Raw genomic sequence first — 17750 nt, 5'->3', positions numbered from 1 at the left:
CTCAGTTCGATCACCGGTTCGCTGCTCGTCCCCCGCTCCTCGTACGTTCCCGCCTGGTGGACGGCACGAAGGTACGGACGGGCGGCGCGCCGGGGACGCTGCCCAGGGCGACTCCGCTCCCCCGTCCGGCCGACCCGGCGCGGCCAGGCCTTCGACCTGGCCCCGGCCCTGTTCCTCGCCTTCGCCTGCGCCCGCTACGCCACCACCGCGAGCAAGGGTCACGGCACCGACTGGTACGGGCTGATGCTGCTGGTGCCGCTCGTGCCGCTGCCGCTGGTGCTGCGCCGCCGCCTGCCGCTGGCGGTGCTGTGGGCGGTGATGCCGGCCGCGCTGCTGGTGCGCCACCAGTCGGAGGACATCGCGTACGCGGCCGGCGTGGCCGTCATCATCGCCGCCTACAGCGCCGCCGCCTACGGGCGCCGCCCGGCGGCACTGCTGCCGATCCTGCCGGCGGCCGCCGCGACGCTGGTGGTGCTCTTCGACGACGCCAAGCTGCCGCACTTCCCCAACGCGGTGATCGCGCTGCTGGTCCTGGTCCCGGTGTTCGCGGTCGCCTACGAACTACGGATGTGGCGCCGCCGGGTGGACGAGGAGCGCGAACGGCTGTCCGCCCTGGAGCGCGGGCGGCTGGCCGCGCTGGAGCACGCGGTGGAGCTCGAACGGGCGTGGATCGTTCGGGAGTTGCACGACGTGGTGACGCACAACGTGAGCATGATGACGATCCAGGCCGGGGCCGCCCGCAAGATCCTGGACACCGCCCCGGACAAGGCCCGCGAGGCGATGGCCGCGGTGGAGGCCTGATCGGCCTGCGCGAACGCCTCGCCGTCTACGGCGGCACCCTGCACACCGGCCCCCGGCCGCGCGGCGGCTACCGCGTCAAGGCCCTTATCCCCCTGGAGAGTTCATGAGCGAGCGGGCGCTGCGCGTGGTGGTGGCCGACGACCAGGCCCTGGTCCGCACCGGGTTCCGGCTGATCCTCGAATCGGAGGGGATCGAGGTGGTCGCCGCCTACGAGACCGGGCTGGTCAACGTCGGCACGGCGGCGCAACCCCGGTAGCGGTCCGCCATCGGCCCGGAGGCGTACACCTCCGGGCCGATGGCGGATCCTCACCGCCCTCCGGACGGCTGACGCCAACTCCCGTCGGCCGCCCGGGAACCCGGGATCACGGGATCGGGCGGGCGCGGGATCAGGCGACGTCGAACCGGTCCAGGTTCATCACCTTGACCCACGCCGCGACGAAGTCGGCCACGAACTTCTCCTTCGCGTCGTCGCTCGCGTAGACCTCGGCGACGGCGCGCAGTTCGGAGTTGGAGCCGAAGACCAGGTCGGCCCGGGTGCCGGTCCACTTGAGCGCGCCGGTGGCCGCGTCCCGGCCCTCGAAGGTGTGCCCGTCCTCCGAGGTGGCCTTCCACTCCGTGCCCAGGTCCAGCAGGTTGACGAAGAAGTCGTTCGTCAGGGCCTCGGGGGTCTCGGTGAGGACGCCGTGCGGAGACTGCTGGTAGTTGGCGCCCAGCACCCGCAGGCCGCCGACCAGGACGGTCAGTTCGGGCGCGCTCAGGGTCAGCAGGTTCGCCTTGTCGAGCAGCAGGTACTCGGCGCCCAGCCGGCTGCCCTTGCCCACGTAGTTGCGGAAGCCGTCCGAGGTCGGCTCCATCGCCGCGAAGGAGTCGACGTCGGTGAGCTCCTGCGTCGCGTCCACCCGGCCCGGTGTGAACGGCACCACCACGTCGTGGCCGGCCGCCCGGGCGGCCTTCTCCACGCCGACGCCGCCGGCCAGCACCACCACGTCCGCCAGCGAGACCTGCTTGGCGCCGGACCGGGCGTTGAACTCCTGCTGCACGCCCTCCAGGGTGCGCAGCACCGAGGCCAGCCGGTCCGGCTCGTTGACCTCCCAGCCGATCTGCGGCTGGAGCCGGATCCGGCCGCCGTTGGCGCCGCCGCGCTTGTCGCTGCCGCGGAAGGAGGAGGCCGCCGCCCACGCGGTGGACACCAGCTCGGAGACCGACAGCCCGGAGGCGGCGATCCGCTCCCGCAGGGCGGCGACGTCCGCGGCGTCGATCTGCCGGTAGTCGACCGCGGGCAGCGGGTCCTGCCACACCAGTTGCTCGGCCGGGACCTCCGCGCCGACGTAGCGGGCGACCGGGCCCATGTCGCGGTGGGTCAGCTTGAACCAGGCGCGGGCGAAGGCGTCCGCGAGCTCCTCGGGGTGCTCCAGGAAGCGCCGGGAGATCGGCTCGTAGACCGGGTCCAGGCGCAGCGAGAGGTCGGTGGTCAGCATCGTCGGGGCGTGCCGCTTGGACGGGTCGTGGGCGTCCGGGACGGTGCCCGCTCCGGCGCCGCCCTTCGGCTTCCACTGGAAGGCGCCGGCCGGGCTCTTGGTCAGCTCCCACTCGTAGCCGAACAGCGTCTCGAAGAAGCTGTTGTCCCAGGTCACCGGGGTGGCCGTCCAGGCGCCCTCCAGGCCGCTGGTGATCGCGTCCCCGCCCTTGCCGGTGCGGAAGGTGCTCTTCCAGCCGAGGCCCTGCTGCTCGATCGGGGCGTCCTCGGGGTCGGGGCCGACGTTGTCCGCCGGGCCCGCGCCGTGGGTCTTGCCGAAGGTGTGGCCGCCGGCGATCAGCGCGACGGTCTCCTCGTCGTTCATCGCCATCCGGTAGAAGGTCTCGCGGATGTCGCGGGCGGCGGCGAGCGGGTCCGGGGTGCCGTTGGGGCCCTCGGGGTTGACGTAGATCAGGCCCATCTGGACGGCGGCGAGCGGGCGCTCCAGCTGGCGGTCGCCGGTGTAGCGCTCGTCGCCGAGCCAGGTGGTCTCCGGGCCCCAGTAGACGTCCTCGTCCGGCTCCCACTCGTCCACCCGGCCGCCGCCGAAGCCGAAGGTCTCGAAGCCCATCGACTCCAGGGCGACGTTCCCGGCCAGGATCATCAGGTCGGCCCAGGAGAGGTTGCGGCCGTACTTCTTCTTCACCGGCCACAGCAGGCGGCGGGCCTTGTCCAGGCTGGCGTTGTCGGGCCAGCTGTTCAGCGGGGCGAAGCGCTGCTGCCCGGCGCCGGCGCCGCCTCGGCCGTCGCTGATGCGGTAGGTGCCCGCGCTGTGCCACGCCATCCGGATGATGAAGGGGCCGTAGTGCCCGTAGTCGGCCGGCCACCACGCGTGCGAGGTGGTGAGGGCCGTCTCGATGTCCCGCTTCACGGTCGGAAGGTCGAGGGATCCGAACGCCGCGGCGTAGTCGAAGTCCGCGCCGAGCGGGTTCGCCACGGCCGGATTCTTCGCGAGGATCTTCAGATTGAGCCGCTCCGGCCACCACTGGCGGTTTCCGCCGCCCTGGGTGGGGTGCGGCGCGCGCCCGTGGGCCACCGGGCAGCCACCCGTGCCCTCCGCCTGCGGCTCGGGTTCGGTAACGATGGGATCGTGGTTCTCAGACATGGAAATCCTTCCCTACAAGGCGGATCACGGTGTCTTGACTGCTACTTCCTGCTACCCAGGCTATCGCCGGAGCCGATCCTACGATGGACTCGATCCACGTCAAGATTGACACCAAACCCATATCCGATCGGGAACCGGAGAGAAGCCGCAATCACTTGGTAAAATCCGGTCTTCCCATTGACCTGAATAGGTGAACCGATATGAGTGACCTGCTGGAGCGACTGCGCGGACGCGGCTGGCGCCTCACCTCCCAGCGGCGTGTCGTGGCGGAGGTCCTGGACGGCGAGCACGTTCACCTCACCGCCGACGAGGTCCACGCCCGAGCCGCCGAACGCCTGCCCGAGATCTCCCGGGCCACCGTCTACAACACCCTCGGCGAACTGGTCACCCTCGGCGAGGTCATCGAGGTCTCCACCGACGGCCGGGCCAAGCGCTACGACCCCAACGCCCACCACCCGCACCAGCACCTCGTCTGCACCCACTGCGGCACCATCCGCGACGTCCACCCCACCGACGACCCCCTCACCGCCCTGCCCACCGACCAGCGCTTCGGCTTCACCGTCACCGACGCCGCCGTCACCTACCGCGGCCTCTGCCCGGCCTGCGCGGGCTGACCACGGGCTGACCACGGGCCCGGACTCACATCCCCGCCCGGACCGAGGACCGGGATTCCCTGCGAAGATCGAGGGATGGAACTGACGATGGTTGACGTCGCACCGGGGAGCGCCGCCATGGCGGCCGATGTCGGGCCGCTGATACGGCAGTTGAGGCCGGCCCTGACCGCCGAGGGGTTCGCCGCCTTCGCCGCCGAGGCGCACGCGCAGGGGCTGGCATTCACCGCCGCGTACGACGGTCGCGGGCGGTGCGTCGGGGTGGCGACCCACCGGGTGCTGGCGACCAGCCGCGGCCGGCTGCTGTTCGTCGACGACCTGGTGACCGACCGCGCGGTGCGGTCGGCGGGGGTCGGCGGGCGGCTGATGGCGGAGCTGGAGGAGCGGGCCCGGCGGGCGGGGTGCGCCCGGATCGAGCTCGACTCGGGGGTGACCAACCACGGCGCGCACCGCTTTTATCACACGGCCCGGATGTCGATCGTCGCCCTGCACTTCGCCCGCGAGATCCGGGCCGGTTCGTAGCGGTTCGAGGGGACGGTCGGTTCGCGGCCCGCGGTGCCGGCCGGTTCGTGGTACGCGATGCCGGTCCGTTCGCGGCCGTTCGCCGCGGCACCGGGCCGGAGTTGACACGGAATCACGGAGTTGACGGACCCGCCGGCCCGCCCTTGACCCCCGCCGGGGCCGGGCTGGGACGATCCCCGGCATGGGCGAAACCATCAACGAGAAGCAGCCGATATTCTCCGCCGACGCCGACATTCGAATTTCCGCGACACCGGTCGAGGTCTACGCGGTGGTCAGCGACCTGCCGCGCAGCGGCGAATGGAGCCCGGAATGCCTGGGCGGTGAATGGACGGTCGGCGAGCCGGCCGCCGTCGGGTCCGTGTTCCGCGGCGACAACCTCCGCGGCGACGACATCGTCGCCTGGGCGCCGGTGGTCCGCGGCCGGTGGACGACCCAGTCCGAGGTGGTCGCCGCGGAGCCGGGCCGGACCTTCCGGTGGGCGATACACAACTCGGACGGCCAGAAGCAGGAGAGCATCTGGGGCTTCGACATCGAAGCCGCCGAGGGCGGCGGCAGCCTGCTGACCCACCACTTCCGCATGGACTCGGCCACCCAGGGCATCAAGGGCATCACCGCGGAGATGGACGCGGCCGAGAAGCAGCGCTTCTTCGCGGAGTGGGGCGACAAGATCTCCGGCGATCTGGCCGCCACCCTGCAGCGCATCAAGGCCGTCATCGAAGAGGCGTGACGCCGGGCGGTATCCGGCCTTTCCGCGATTCGCCCGGAATTCCCGGGCTCGTACCCGGGCACGCGGCCATTCGGACGCCCGGGCACGCCAATTCACCTCGGACGGTGTCCCTTTCACCGCGGGTGGTGTCCATTCCATTCACGTCAGGCGCCGACGGCGCACAGCCGCGGCCCGGGAGGCGTACAGGTGCTTCTTCAACGTATCGGAAACCGGGGAATTCAGCTCGGGATGCTCTTCGAACGCGCCGCGGCCAGACACGGCGCGAACGTCCTCATCCTCGACCACGACCTCGACGCGGCACCGGAGTTGGGCCGCAGGGCGACTGTCGCCGAGGTGTCGGACCTGGTGGACGACCTGGCGTCCCGGCTCTGGGCGGCGGGCGTGCGGCCGAGCCGGCGGGTGGTGGTGTACAAGGCCGACGGCTTCGACATCACGCTGCTCGCGTGCGCGGCGGCGCGGATCGGGGCGGTCCCGGTCCTGCTGTCGCCGGCTCTGGACGGCGCGACCGTCGCCGAGCTGGTCCGCCGTACCGACCGGCCGTTCCTGGTGACCGACCAGGAAAAGCTGGACAACGTGCTGCCCGAGACGGTCTTCGACCTCGCCGACCGGGTGGTGCTGACCTCCGGCTCGTACCGGGACGCCGTCGAACTGCGGGCGCTGGCCGGGGTGGAGAGGGTCAAACCCGTCATCATGCCGGCCGACCACCCGACGCTGATCACCCACACCTCGGGCACCACCGGGACGCCCAAGCTGGCCGTGCACACCGGGTTCAGCCTGCAGTCCCGCTACCGCCCGCAGGCCTCCGTCATCGCCCCGCTGATCCCGGGCCGGGAGACCATCGCCATCCACGTCTCCTTCGTCCACTCCCGGCTGATCACCGCACTGGCGATCTCGCTCTACCGCGGCTTCCCGCTGGTCGTGCTGCGCGAGTCGGACCCGAAGCACGTCGGCGACCTGTTCGCGCGGCTGAAGCCGGGCATCCTGGAGGCGCACCCCAACTCCTTCATGGAGTGGGAGGAGTTGGCGCAGGACCCGCGCGGCCCACTGTCCAACGTCAAGCTGTTCAGCAGCACCTTCGACGCGATCCACCCGCGGACCGTGCACCGGTTGCTGCGCGCCACCCGGCGCCGCTCGCCGCTCTTCGGCCAGTTGTACGGGCAGAGCGAGGTCGGCCCGGCCATCGTCCGCGGCTTCACCCGGCGCCGCACCCTGGACGACGACGGCCGCTGCGTCGGCATGCCGTTCCCCGGGATGACCGACGTCCGGGTCGTCAGCCGGAACGGCAACCCGCCGTCCGCACGGAACCCGGGCTTCATCGAGGTGCGCAGCGACGGGCGCATCGTCACCTATCTCGGCGAGCAGGACCGCTACGACGCCCAGGTGTCGGCGGACGGCTGGTGGCGGATGGGCGACGTCGGCTACCGCACCAAGTGGGGCTGCGTGCACCTGCTGGACCGCGAGGTCGACCTGATCGAGGGCTTCGGCAGCACCCTCGCGGCCGAGGACACCCTGTTCGGCCAGCTGCCCGGCCTCGCCGAGGTCATCATCATCCCCGGCCCGGACGGCCGGGCCGTGCCGGTGGTGTGCACCAAGGACGACGAACCACTGGACCTGGCGGCCTGGCGGCGCGCCACGGCGTCGCTGCCGCCGATGGCCGAGCCGGTCCACCGACGGCTGGACGAGCTGCCGAGGACCGCCACCACCAAGATCAAGCGCCTGGAACTCGCCCGCCTGCTGCTCGCCGACGCCCCGCAGGGCACCCGGGCGGACGTGGAAGACGTGGAGGACGTGAAGCCATGAGTGAGCGAAGCCATCTCGTCATCGAGAGGTGCGCGCGGGCGAATGCCCCTGCCGAGCGAAGCGGGGCGGGCGCATGAGCGGAGTGGGCAGCAAGGCGGCACTGGAGGTCTGCGTCATCGGGGCCGGCCCGCGCGGCCTGTCCGTTCTGGAGCGGCTCTGCGCCAACGAGCGCGCGGCGCCCTCGCACGGCTCCATCACGGTGCACATGGTCGACCCGGCCGCGCCCGGCGCCGGCGCCGTCTGGCGCCAGGACCAGTCACGGCACCTGCTGATGAACACCGTCGCCTCGCAGATCACCGTGTACACCGACGACAGCTCCCGGATCGACGGCCCGATCGAGCCCGGTCCGAGCCTGTGGGAGTGGGCGGTGGAGGTCGCCGAGGCCGGCGCCGCCTCCGGGCAGGACGAGGAGTGCGTGGCCGAGGCCCGCACCCTGCGAGCCGACAGCTACCCCACCCGGGCGTTCTACGGGCGCTACCTGAACGCGAGCTTCCGCCGGGTGGTGGACGGCGCGCCCGCGCACGTCACCGTCCAGGTGCACCGCTCGCGGGCGGTGGCGATGGCGGACACCCACGGTGTCCCCGGCGGCCCGCAGGGCATCCGCCTGGAGAACGGCAGCCGGCTCAACCACCTGGACGCCATCGTGCTCGCCCAGGGCCACGTCGCGGCCCGGCCGACCCCGCACGAGGAGCGGACGGCGAGCCTGTCCCGGATCCACCACCTCACCTACATCACCCCGGCCAACCCGGCGGATCTCGACCTGAGCGGCATCCTGCCGGGCCAGCACGTACTGTTGCGCGGCCTCGGGCTGAACTTCTTCGACCACATGGCCCTGTTCACGGTCGGCCGGGGCGGCGCCTTCGTCCGCGCGGACGGACGGCTGGTGTACCGGCCGTCGGGCCGGGAGCCGAAACTGTTCGCCAGTTCGCGCCGCGGCATCCCGTACCACGCCCGCGGCGAGAACGAGAAGGGCGCGTACGGCCGTTACTTCCCCCGATTGCTGACCGCCGAGTACATCGCCGGGCTGCGCGAGCAGTCCGCGGCCGGCGAGCCGGTGCAGTTCCGCACCGACCTGTGGCCGCTGATCGCGCGCGAGGTGGAGAGCGTCTACTACGGCACGCTGCTCGACGCGAAGGGCCGCGGCGCCGAGCGGGAGCCCTTCGTCCAGCGGTACCTGACGGTCGCCCACGGCGGCGGCTTCGCGGCCCTGCTCGACGAGTACGGCATCCCCGAGTCGGAGCGGTGGGACTGGGAGCGGCTCTTCCGCCCTTACGGGGACCGGGAGTTCAGCGGGCCGGAGGACTTCCGCGACTGGCTGCTCGGGTACCTGGCCGAGGACGTCGAGGCGGCCCGCGCCGGCAACCTCAGCGGCCCGCTCAAGGCCGCCCTGGACATCCTGCGCGACCTGCGCAACGAGATCCGCCTCGCGGTGGACCACGGCGGGCTGGAGGGGAACTCGCACCGGGACGACCTGGAGGGCTGGTACACCCCGCTCAACGCCTTCCTGTCGATCGGCCCGCCGGTCTCCCGGATCGAGGAGCTGATCGCCCTGATCGAGGCCGGGGTGGTCGAACTCACCGGCCCGGGCACCGAGATCCGGATCGACACCGAGGCGGCCGCCTACGTGCTCACCTCCCGGGCGGTGCCCCAGCCGCCGGTGCGCGCCACCGTCCTGATCGAGGCCCGGCTGCCCGAACCCGATCTGCGCCGCACCACCGACCCGCTGCTGCAGCACCTGCTGAGCACCGAACAGGCCACCGCGTACCGGATCCCGGGCACGGGCGGCACCGACTACGAGACCGGCGGCCTGGCCGTCACCAAACGGCCGTACCGGCTGCTGGACACCCGGGGCCGCGCGCACCCGCGGCGCTACGCCTACGGGGTGCCGACCGAGTCGGTGCACTGGGTGACGGCGGCCGGAATCCGGCCCGGCGTGGACTCGGTGACGCTCGGCGACTCGGACGCGATCGCCCGCTCGCTGCTCGCCCTGCCGCCCACCACCCAGCTGCCCTTCGGCGTCCGGCCGGACGCGGCCGTCACCGACCTGACCGGAGTGCTGATATGACCGACCCTGACGAGCCGGCCGCGCCGGACGAACCCGGCGGCCCGCACGACCCGCACGACGCGGCCGACATCCTGACCGACGCCGGGCTGCTGTCGCCGGTCCGCGCCGGGACGCCGGTCGAGGCCGCCGTCTGCGACCGGGCCTGGCTACAGGCCATGCTGGACGCCGAGGCGGCGCTGGCCCGGGCCCAGGCCGGGCTGGGCACCCTGCCGAAGACCGCCGCCGACACCATCACCCGCCTGGCCCGCGCCGAGCTGCTGGACCTGCGGGCCCTCGCGGTCGAGTCCCGGGAGACCGCCAACCCGGTGGTCGGGCTGGTCCGGGCGCTGACCGGGGTGGTGGCGGCCGAGGACCGGGCCGCCGCCGAGTACGTCCACCGCGGCTCCACCAGCCAGGACGTCCTGGACACCGGTGCGATGCTGGTGGCCGCCCAGGCCCTGCGGATCATCCGCGCCGACCTCGCCCGCACCGCGCGGGCCCTGGCCGTCCTCGCCGAACGGCACCGGGACACCGTCCTCCCCGGCCGCACGCTCGCCCTGCAAGCCGTACCGACCACCTTCGGCCTCAAGGCAGCCGGCTGGCGCCAGCTCGTCCTGGACTCCGAGCAGCGGCTCGGACGGGTCGCCGAGCACGGTCTGCCGGTCTCGCTCGGCGGCGCCGCCGGCACCCTCGCCGGGTACCTGGAGTACGCCCGGATCGACGGCGCGGCCGCGGGCGGGGCGAACGGGGCGGCGCCGGACCCGGGCGACTACCTGGACCGACTGCTCACCGCCTTCGCCGCCGAGACCGGGCTGGCCCGCCCGGTGCTGCCCTGGCACGCGCTGCGCACCCCGATCGCCGACCTCGCGGGCGCGCTGGCCTTCACCGCCGGCGCCCTCGGCAAGATCGCGATCGACGTGCAGTCGCTGACCAGGACGGAGGTCGGCGAGGTGGCCGAGCCCACCGCGGCCGGGCGCGGCAGCTCCTCCGCGATGCCGCACAAGCGCAACCCGGTGCTGGCCACCCTGATCCGCAGCGCCGCGCTGCAGGTGCCGGTGATCGCCACCGGGCTCACCCAGTGCCTGCTGGCCGAGGACGAGCGCTCGGGGGGCGCCTGGCACGCCGAGTGGCAGCTGCTGCGCGAGGCGCTGCGGCTGACCGGGGGCGCCGCACACACCGCGGTGGAGCTCGCCGAGGGTCTGGAGGTCAAGCCCGAACGGATGCGCACCAACCTCGAACTGACGGGTAGTCAGATCGTCTCGGAGCGGATCGTCGCCGTCCTGGCACCCCGGCTCGGCAAGGCGGCGGCCAAGCAGCTGCTCACCGAGGCGTCCGGCGAGGCCGACCGCGACGGTCGGCCGCTGGAGCAGGTGCTCGCCGAACTGCCCGCTCTCGACGGCATGTTCGGCAGGGTCGAGCTCTCTCGGCTGTGCGATCCGACCACGTACACCGGAGCGGCCGGCCCCCTCGTCGACCGGGCCCTGCGCGAGCCGTGAGGCCGGCCCGGCGTCCCGCGCCCCGGCACCGGGCGCCCGAGCGATCCGCGACCAACCGAAGGGGAAGAGGAGCATGTTCCTGCAACGCGTCGGCAATCGAGGCATCCGGCTGGGCACGGTCTGGGACCGCGCGGCCGCCCGTCACCCGGCGAGCCCGGTCTACCTCGACCACGACCTCGACATCGCCCCGGAGCTGGGCCGGCGGGTCACCCTGACCGAACTCGCCGACCTGGTCGATGACTTCGCCGCCCGGTTGTGGGCTTCCCAGGTCCGCCCCGGCTCGCACGTGGTGATCCACAAGTCGGACAGCTTCGACATCTCCCTGCTCGCCTACAGCGTCGCCCGGGTCGGCGGGGTACCGGTGCTGCTGTCCCCGAAGCTGGACGGCGCCACCGTCGCCCGCCTGCTGGGGCGACTGTCCCGGCCGACGCTGCTCACCGACGCGGCGAAGCTGGAGCAGGCACTCCCGTCCGAGGTGTTCGACCTGACCGAGCGGGTGCTGGTGGCCACCGGGGAGTTCCCGGGCGCGACCGCGCTGGCCGGGCTGGCCGGGGTCGAGCGGGTGGCGCCGGTGACCATGCCGCAGGACCGGCCGGCCCTGATCACCCACACCTCGGGCACCACCGGCCTGCCCAAGCTCGCCGTCCAGACCGGCATCACGATCCAGGCCCGCTGCCGCCCGCAGTCGGTGCTGCTCGCCCCGGTCGGGCGGCACGAGCCGATCGCCGTGCACGTCTCCTTCGTCCACTCGCGGATGATCAGCGGGGCCGCGCTGTTCGCGCTGCGCGGCCATCCCATGATCATCCTGCGGGACGACGAGCCGGAGCACGTCGCGAAGCTGTTCGCCCGGATCCCCCCGGGGGTGATCGAGTCCCACCCCAACACCCTGCTGAGCTGGGAGGTCCTGGCGGACCACCCGGCGAAGCCGCTGGCCAAGGTCCGCTGCTTCAGCAACACCTTCGACGCCATCCACCCGCGCACGGTCGACACCCTGCTGGGCGCGTCCGAGCGCAGCCTGCCGTTCTTCGCCCAGACGTACGGGCAGAGCGAGACCGGCGCCATCGCCGCCCGCACCTACACCCGGCACCGCCGCAGCGGCGCCGACGGCCGCTGCGTCGGGCGGACCTTCCCCGGGATGACCGAGGTCCGGGTGGTCAGCCGGGACGGCCGGCCGGTGGCCAAGGACTCCCCCGGCCACATCGAGGTGCGCAGCGGCGGGCAGATCGTCACCTACTTCGGCGAGCGGGAGCGCTTCGAGGGCCAGTTCTCGCGGGACGGCTGGTGGCGGATGGGCGACCTCGGCTACCGCACCCGGTGGGGCTGCCTGCATCTGCTGGACCGCGAGGTCGACGAGATCCCGGGGATCAACAGCACCCTGGACCTGGAGGACAAGCTGTTCACCCGGCTGCCCGAGCTGCTGGAGGTGATCATCGTGCCCGGCGGGGACAAGGCGCCGGTGCCCGTGGTCTGCACCCGGGACGACCAGCCGCTCGACCTCGCCCGCTGGAACCGCGCGGTGGCCGGCCTGCCCACGCTGGCCCCGCCGGTGCAGCGCCGGCTGGACGAACTGCCGCACACCGCCACGACCAAGGTGAAGCGGCTGGAGCTGGCCAGGGAGCTGGCCGCGGCCGAGGAGGCCTGAGCCGAGGAAGGCGTCGGCCCCGGCGGTGTCGTGAGACCCGCCGGGGCCGACGCGTGTCAGGAGGAGCCGATGGCCGGCAGGCTCCGCAGGACGGACCGCAGGTCCCCGGGCCCGAGCCGGACACCGAAGTCCTCCGCGAGGACGGTGGCGTACCGCTCGTCGGTGAGGTCCGCGGCCTCCGTCGTGCCGTCGGCGCGGCCGACGACCAGCCGCCGGCCGTCGAGGGAGAGCCGGCGCTGCGACGTGATCTTGGACAGGTAGGCCCGGCCGGTGAACGGGGAGCGCTCGTGGGTGGAGGTGTAGTGGTTCATCACCACGCAGTCGACCTGGTGCAGCGGCAGGCCCGTCTCGAACCGGTAGAGCGGCAACCACCCGTCGGGACAAAGGAGTTCGAGCACCCAGCAGTCCGGCTCCGAGCCGACCCGGCGGAGCCGGTGAGTCCAGCCGTCGGGCTCGGCCAGGGCGCCGTCGGTCAGCGGCAGCGGCTCCAGCGGCCCCTTGTCGCCGAAGCCGACGTCGGCGAGGAAACGCGCCTGGCCGACCGTCACCAGCAGCACCAGGTGGGTGCGTGGCAGCGGTCGGCCGGCGTTCAGCAGGGCGCGGGCGGCGAGCCTGGTGACCTGGAAGCCCAGGCGTTCCAGCACCGCGGCGAAGAGCAGGTTCTGTTCGAAGCAGTAGCCGCCGCGGCCGCCGGCGACCAGCTTGGCCTGGACGCGGTCCAGGTCGAGCGGGACGCCGCGGCCGAGCGGGATGTCGAGGTTCTCGAACGGGAGGGCCAGCAGGTGGGCGCGGTGCAGCCGGCGCAGCGTCCCGGGTTCGGGGGGCAGCGGACCGGAAACGCCCGTGCGGGCCAGGTAGGCCCCGACGTCGAGCAGTTCCGCTCCCCATTCGCCGGTGGCGCGGTCATCGCCCATCCTGTCGGCCCCTCTCCCGTGCGGTCTCCCGGAGACTACCCGGCAAGGATCGCCCCGGCACGGAGGACCTCGGCGATCAGGCCGCCGACGATCCGGGGGCCGTCCTGGGTGAGCACCGACTCGGCGTGGAACTGCATGGACGCGAAGTGCGGGCCGCGCAGGGCGTGCACCTCACCGGTCTCCCGGTCGCGGACGGCCTCGATGGTGCCGACGCCGTCCACGTCGACCGTGTCGTGCGGGCTGACGGCGGCGAAGGTGTTGTAGAAGCCCACCCGCTCACGAGCGCCGAACAGGTCGATCTCGCGCTGGACACCCTGGTTGGGGACGTCCCGGCGGCGCAGCGGCAGGCCGAGCAGGGTCGACAGCACCTGGTGACTGAGGCAGACCGCGACGAACGGGCGCCGCCGGGCGAGCAACTCGGCCACCGCGGCGCGCAGACTGGCGATCTTGGGGTGGTCGGCCTGCCGCGGGTCGCCCGGCCCCGGGCCCATCACGACCAGGTCGAAGCCGTCGAAGGCGTAGTGCTCGTCGAACCGACGAATCGTCACTTCAAGCCCGAGTGACTGGAGTTGGTGGCCGATCATGGCGGTGAAGGTGTCCTCGGCGTCGATCACGAGCACCCGGCGCCCGGCGAATTCGGCGAGCCGCCGGCCGCGGTCCGCGTCCTCGGCCAGCCAGAAATCCGAGATGACGGTGTTGCGCCGCTCCAGCGCGGCCCGTACCCGGGGGTGGCCGGCGAAGGTGCGCGGGCCTCCGGCTTCCAGCGCGGCCAGCAGCCCGGCCGCCTTGGCCCTGGTCTCGGCGACCTCGGAGGCCGGGTCGGAGTGGCGCACCAGGGTGGCGCCGACCCCGATCCGGATCCGGCCGGCGGTGTCGATGTCGGCGGTGCGGATCAGGATCGCGGAGTCCATCGTGCGCCCGCCGCGCTCGTCCCGGCCGATCAGCGCGGCCACGCCGCTGTAGTAGCCGCGCCCGGCGGGCTCGTAACGGCGGATGACCCGGGCGGCGCTCTCCAGCGGGCTGCCGGTGACGGTCGGGGCGAACATCGTCTCGCGGAGGATCTCGCGCGGGTCGCGGTCGGTTCGGCCCTCGATGAGGTACTCGGTGTGCGCGAGCCGGGCCATCTCCTTGAGGTACGGGCCGACCACCCGGCCGCCGCCCTCGCAGATCCGGGCCATCATCTTGAGCTCCTCGTCGACCACCATGTAGAGCTCGTCGGCCTCCTTGCGGTCGGCGAGGAAGTCCATCACGCCGGCCAGGGTGGGGCCGGAGGGCGGGTAGCGGTAGGTGCCGCTGATCGGGTTCATCACGGCGACGCCGTCGGCCAGGCTGATGTGCCGCTCGGGGCTGGCGCCGACGAAGGTCCGCTCCCCGGTGTGCACGACGAAGATCCAGTAGGCGCCCGCCTCGCGCTCGGTCAGCCGGCGGAAGAAGGCCAGCGCGGCGCGCAGGGTGTAGTCACTGATCTCGGCCAGGAAGGTGCGGCGGACGACGAAGTTGGCGCCGACGCCCTGCCCGATCTCCTCGGCGACCACCCGGCGGACGATGTCGGCGTACTCCTCGTCGCCGAGGTCGAAGCGGGCGCCGGTCAGCTCGGTGGGCCGGTCCGGGATCAGCGCCAGCGCTTCGCCGAGGTCGACGGTGGCGTGCTCGGTCACCGTCATGGCGAGCAGCGGGGCACCGTCGTCCCGGGCCTCGAAGCCGCGCTCGGCGATCTGCCGGTACGGGACCAGGACCAGGACCTCCGGGCCCGGGCGGCCGGGCTCGGGGCCCAGCGGGACACCGTCCAGCGTGTCCGCGGTGGCGACCTCGCCGAACAGGACGTCCAGCGTGCCCGGGCCGGTGGTCTCGGGCCGGTGCAGGAGGGCGAAGGCGGGCGGCCGCTCCGCGAGCACCCGGCGCAGCAGTTCCTCGGCCGTCCGGTCCGTCGTCCGGCCGCTCGCCCGGCCCGTCGTCCGCTCGCTCGCCCGGTCCGTCGTCCGGTCGGTCATGCGAAGGTCTCCTTGGCGGTGATCAGCATCGCGCAGCGCGCGGCGGCGTACTCCAGGGCGAGCCGGTGGTGGGCGGCGGAGAAGTCCGCGACGGCGTCGGCGACCAGGAACGGCCGGATGTCGTTGGTGAAGGCGTCGACGGCCGTCATCAGTACGCCCACGTGGGCGTACACGCCGCACAGGATCAGCTGGTCGCGGCCCTCCTCGCGCATCCGCTGGAGCAGGTCGGAGCGGAAGAAGGCGCTGTAGCGCCACTTGGTGAGCAGCCAGTCGCCGGGGGCCGGGGCGAGCGACTCGACGACCTCGCGGTCGACCGGGTCCATCCGCATCCCGGGGCCCCAGAAGTCCAGCAACAGCCCGCGCTGTTCGGTGGTCATGCCGCCCGGCTGGGCGGTGTAGGCGACCGGCACGCCGAGCTCGGCGGCCTGGCGGCGCAGCAGGGCGGCGTTGTGCAGCAGCTCCCGGCCGGGTGCCTCGTCCGCCGGGAAGGGGCGCAGGAAGTAGCGCTGCATGTCGTGCACGAGCAGCACCGCGCGGTCCGGGCGGACGGTCCACGACACGGTGTTGTCGGGCAGCTCGCCCGCGGTCGGCATCGGATAGGGCTCGATGGTCGGAATGCCTGCCATGCGGTGGACTCTCCTGGGGGAATGGTGAGTTGGGCGGGCCGGTCAGGCGCCGAGGCCGGCGCCGCCGTCGACGGTGAGGTCGTGCAGGGTGATGTGGCCGGCCGCGTCGGAGAGCAGGAAGAGCACGGCGGCGGCGATGTCGGCAGGGCTGGCCAGCTTGTTGAGCGGGATGCCGACCCGGAAAGCGTCCGCGCGACCGTGCAGGGTGCCCTGCGGGCCGGACTCGTCGTGCCACATCGAGGTGAGCATCGGGGTGTCGGTGGATCCGGGGGCGACGAGGTTGCAGCGGATGCCGTACCTGGCGACCTCCAGGCCGAGGCTCTTGGTGAACATCGTCGCGGCGGCCTTGGAAGCGGCGTAGGCGGCCATCTCGGTGCGCGGGGTGCGGGCGGCGTTGGAGGCGACGGTGACGATGGCGCCGCGCCCGCGCGGGATCATCCGGTCGACCACCGCGCGGGACACGTGGAAGACGCCATTGACGTTGACCGCGAAGGTGGCCGTCCAGTCCTCGACGGAGAAGTCCCGGACCTCGCCGAGGCGCAGCACCCCGGCGGCGTTGACCAGTTGGTCCACCGGCCCGAGTTCGCGCTCCACCCGGTCGACGAGCAGGTCGACGGCGCGGTGGTCGCTGACGTCCACCGGGTAGGCCTCGGCCCGCAGGCCCTCCTCGGCGAGGGCGGCCACGGTCTTGCGCAGGCCCTCCTCGTCGCGGTCCGCCGCGGCCACCGCGGTGCCCTGTTCGGCCAGGGCGCGGACCACGGCCGCGCCGATGCCGCCTGCTGCCCCGGTGACCAGGGCGATCGTGTTCGTCACTGCCGGACCTCCCTCGGGGCCGACGCGTGGCCGGCCCGTTGCTCTCGGTTGCTCTCGGTTGCTCGGTTGCTCTCGGTTGCTCTCGGTGTGGTGGTGTGTGGCGCCGTTCCGGGCCCGGCGGGTCAGCCCTCCCAGGCGGAGACCACGGTGATGGCCTGGCCGGGGTTGAGCCGGGGATCGCAGAAGCTGGTGTACTTGTCGCCGACGTGCGCCACCCCGGAGGCGTCGTGGGCGCACTCGGTGACGTCGTCGGGCGTGGTCTCCAGGTGCAGGCCGCCGGCCACGCCGCCCTCGGAGCGGACGGCGTACTGGAAGTGCTGGATCTCCCGGACGACGGTCTCCACGAAGCGGGTCTTCAGCCCACCGGGCGTGGTGACGGTATTGCCGTGCATCGGGTCGGTGAGCCAGATGACCGGGTGGCCGGCCTCCCGGACGGCCCTGACCAGCGCGGGCAGCCGGTCGGCGACGACCTCGGCGCCCATCCGGGCGATCAGGGTCAGCCGCCCGGGCTCGCGGTGCGGGTCGAGCCGCGCGCACAGCTCCAGCAGTTCCTCGGGTGCCATGCCGGGTCCCACCTTGCACGCGACCGGGTTGGCCACGGACGCGAGCATCGTGACGTGGGCGCCGGCCACGTCGCGGGTCCGCTCGCCGATCCACGGCCAGTGTGTGGACGTCAAGAGGCTTTCGGTGTAACCGATCTGACGGATCATCGGAATTTCGTAGTCGAGCAGCAGCGCCTCGTGGCTGGTCCACACCGGCGGGCTGAGCGGCGAGCGACGGTCCGGATCCGACCAGCCGAGGTGGGTCATCGCCTCGGCCGCCGCCCAGTAGCAGCCGAGCAGCCGCCGCGGGTCGGGGCGGCGCAGCTCCGGGTCGGGTTCGGGGCTGTTGACCAGGTGGCCGCGGAAGACCGGGATCTCCAGGCCCCCGACGAACTCGGTCGGCTTGGAGCGGGGCTTGGCGAACTGGCCGGCCATCCGGCCGACCCGGACCACCGGCCGGTGGGTGGCCATCGTGACGATGCCGGCCAGGACGTCCAGCAGGCCGGTCTTGGGGGGGGGGGGGGGGGGGGGGGGGGGGGGGGGGGGCGCGGGGGGGGGGGGGGGGGAAGCGGTACCCGCTGTACCCGTGTTCCTTAGGGT

Annotated in this window: 15 protein-coding genes; 9 read left to right on the top strand and 6 right to left on the bottom strand. The window is 73.0% G+C overall.

The window, feature by feature from the left end; genetic code table 11:
• Positions 1 to 9 precede the first annotated feature (9 nt).
• Positions 10 to 801, top strand: coding sequence for a histidine kinase (locus AC07BF_RS17210; protein WP_478333575.1), 792 nt, complete (start codon positions 10 to 12; stop codon positions 799 to 801).
• Between the two features lie 103 nt (positions 802 to 904).
• Positions 905 to 1057 (top strand): response regulator, encoded by a 153-nt coding sequence (locus tag AC07BF_RS17205; RefSeq protein WP_400803322.1) that lies wholly within the window; start codon positions 905 to 907, stop codon positions 1055 to 1057.
• A 130-nt stretch (positions 1058 to 1187) separates the two neighbouring features.
• Here the strand turns inward: AC07BF_RS17205 and katG are convergent, their stop codons facing one another.
• Positions 1188 to 3422 carry a catalase/peroxidase HPI gene (katG, locus tag AC07BF_RS17200; RefSeq protein WP_363587052.1) on the bottom strand — a complete coding sequence of 745 codons (2235 nt, stop codon included), beginning with the start codon at positions 3420 to 3422 and terminating at the stop codon, positions 1188 to 1190.
• Positions 3423 to 3622: 200 nt separating this feature from the next.
• On the opposite strand from katG, the gene AC07BF_RS17195 reads away from it, so the two are divergent.
• From AC07BF_RS17195 to AC07BF_RS17165, 7 genes are all read left to right on the top strand, one after another.
• Complete coding sequence (locus AC07BF_RS17195) at positions 3623 to 4036, top strand: Fur family transcriptional regulator (RefSeq protein ID WP_363587051.1); 414 nt, start codon at positions 3623 to 3625, stop codon at positions 4034 to 4036.
• Between the two features lie 87 nt (positions 4037 to 4123).
• Positions 4124 to 4555, top strand: a complete 432-nt coding sequence (locus tag AC07BF_RS17190) for a GNAT family N-acetyltransferase (RefSeq protein WP_478333556.1) — start codon at positions 4124 to 4126, stop codon at positions 4553 to 4555.
• Positions 4556 to 4736: 181 nt separating this feature from the next.
• Complete coding sequence (locus AC07BF_RS17185; protein WP_363587049.1) at positions 4737 to 5282, top strand: SRPBCC family protein; 546 nt, start codon at positions 4737 to 4739, stop codon at positions 5280 to 5282.
• A gap of 228 nt (positions 5283 to 5510) precedes the next feature.
• Positions 5511 to 7082: a class I adenylate-forming enzyme family protein gene (locus tag AC07BF_RS17180; RefSeq protein WP_400989560.1), complete on the top strand. Its 1572-nt coding sequence runs from the start codon at positions 5511 to 5513 to the stop codon at positions 7080 to 7082.
• A gap of 73 nt (positions 7083 to 7155) precedes the next feature.
• Entirely contained in the window at positions 7156 to 9147 is a 1992-nt protein-coding gene (locus AC07BF_RS17175) for an FAD/NAD(P)-binding protein (protein WP_363587047.1), read from the top strand.
• Positions 9144 to 10622, top strand: a complete 1479-nt coding sequence (locus tag AC07BF_RS17170) for a nitrosuccinate lyase (protein WP_478333555.1) — start codon at positions 9144 to 9146, stop codon at positions 10620 to 10622. The genes AC07BF_RS17175 and AC07BF_RS17170 overlap by 4 nt, the downstream gene beginning before the upstream one ends.
• 73 nt (positions 10623 to 10695) lie before the next feature.
• Positions 10696 to 12264 carry a class I adenylate-forming enzyme family protein gene (locus tag AC07BF_RS17165; protein ID WP_363587045.1) on the top strand — a complete coding sequence of 523 codons (1569 nt, stop codon included), beginning with the start codon at positions 10696 to 10698 and terminating at the stop codon, positions 12262 to 12264.
• Between the two features lie 56 nt (positions 12265 to 12320).
• Here AC07BF_RS17165 and AC07BF_RS17160 read toward each other — a convergent pair whose 3' ends face one another.
• The 5 genes from AC07BF_RS17160 to AC07BF_RS17140 form a co-directional block, all read right to left on the bottom strand.
• Positions 12321 to 13178: an arylamine N-acetyltransferase family protein gene (locus tag AC07BF_RS17160; protein ID WP_363587044.1), complete on the bottom strand. Its 858-nt coding sequence runs from the start codon at positions 13176 to 13178 to the stop codon at positions 12321 to 12323.
• A 35-nt stretch (positions 13179 to 13213) separates the two neighbouring features.
• On the bottom strand, positions 13214 to 15169 hold the full coding sequence (locus AC07BF_RS17155) for an anthranilate synthase family protein (protein ID WP_478333554.1): 1956 nt from the start codon (positions 15167 to 15169) through the stop codon (positions 13214 to 13216).
• The gene (locus tag AC07BF_RS17150; RefSeq protein ID WP_063346539.1) at positions 15166 to 15795 is read right to left on the bottom strand and encodes an isochorismatase family protein; all 630 of its coding nucleotides are present in this window, start codon (positions 15793 to 15795) and stop codon (positions 15166 to 15168) included. Before AC07BF_RS17150 ends, AC07BF_RS17155 begins: the two co-directional genes overlap by 4 nt.
• Positions 15796 to 15837: 42 nt before the next feature.
• Positions 15838 to 16608, bottom strand: a complete 771-nt coding sequence (locus AC07BF_RS17145; protein ID WP_363587042.1) for a 2,3-dihydro-2,3-dihydroxybenzoate dehydrogenase — start codon at positions 16606 to 16608, stop codon at positions 15838 to 15840.
• A gap of 122 nt (positions 16609 to 16730) precedes the next feature.
• On the bottom strand, positions 16731 to 17750 hold a 1020-nt coding region (locus AC07BF_RS17140), incomplete at its 5' end, for a 3-deoxy-7-phosphoheptulonate synthase (protein WP_478333553.1).

Source organism: Kitasatospora sp. NPDC043950 (assembly GCF_056435345.1).
The sequence above is the reverse complement of the archived record's forward strand: the minus strand, read 5'-3'. Positions and strand labels throughout refer to the sequence as shown.

Excerpts from the sequence above, each read along its gene's own strand:
- AC07BF_RS17205 (WP_400803322.1), top strand. The coding sequence starts at position 905 with ATGAGCGAGCGGGCGCTGCGCGTGGTGGTGGCCGACGACCAGGCCCTG.
- AC07BF_RS17160 (WP_363587044.1), bottom strand. The coding sequence starts at position 13,178 with ATGGGCGATGACCGCGCCACCGGCGAATGGGGAGCGGAACTGCTCGAC.
- AC07BF_RS17180 (WP_400989560.1), top strand. The coding sequence starts at position 5,511 with ATGCTCTTCGAACGCGCCGCGGCCAGACACGGCGCGAACGTCCTCATC.
- AC07BF_RS17165 (WP_363587045.1), top strand. The coding sequence starts at position 10,696 with ATGTTCCTGCAACGCGTCGGCAATCGAGGCATCCGGCTGGGCACGGTC.
- AC07BF_RS17195 (WP_363587051.1), top strand. The coding sequence starts at position 3,623 with ATGAGTGACCTGCTGGAGCGACTGCGCGGACGCGGCTGGCGCCTCACC.
- AC07BF_RS17190 (WP_478333556.1), top strand. The coding sequence starts at position 4,124 with ATGGTTGACGTCGCACCGGGGAGCGCCGCCATGGCGGCCGATGTCGGG.
- AC07BF_RS17185 (WP_363587049.1), top strand. The coding sequence starts at position 4,737 with ATGGGCGAAACCATCAACGAGAAGCAGCCGATATTCTCCGCCGACGCC.
- AC07BF_RS17175 (WP_363587047.1), top strand. The coding sequence starts at position 7,156 with ATGAGCGGAGTGGGCAGCAAGGCGGCACTGGAGGTCTGCGTCATCGGG.
- katG (WP_363587052.1), bottom strand. The coding sequence starts at position 3,422 with ATGTCTGAGAACCACGATCCCATCGTTACCGAACCCGAGCCGCAGGCG.
- AC07BF_RS17170 (WP_478333555.1), top strand. The coding sequence starts at position 9,144 with ATGACCGACCCTGACGAGCCGGCCGCGCCGGACGAACCCGGCGGCCCG.
- AC07BF_RS17150 (WP_063346539.1), bottom strand. The coding sequence starts at position 15,795 with ATGGCAGGCATTCCGACCATCGAGCCCTATCCGATGCCGACCGCGGGC.
- AC07BF_RS17155 (WP_478333554.1), bottom strand. The coding sequence starts at position 15,169 with ATGACCGACCGGACGACGGACCGGGCGAGCGAGCGGACGACGGGCCGG.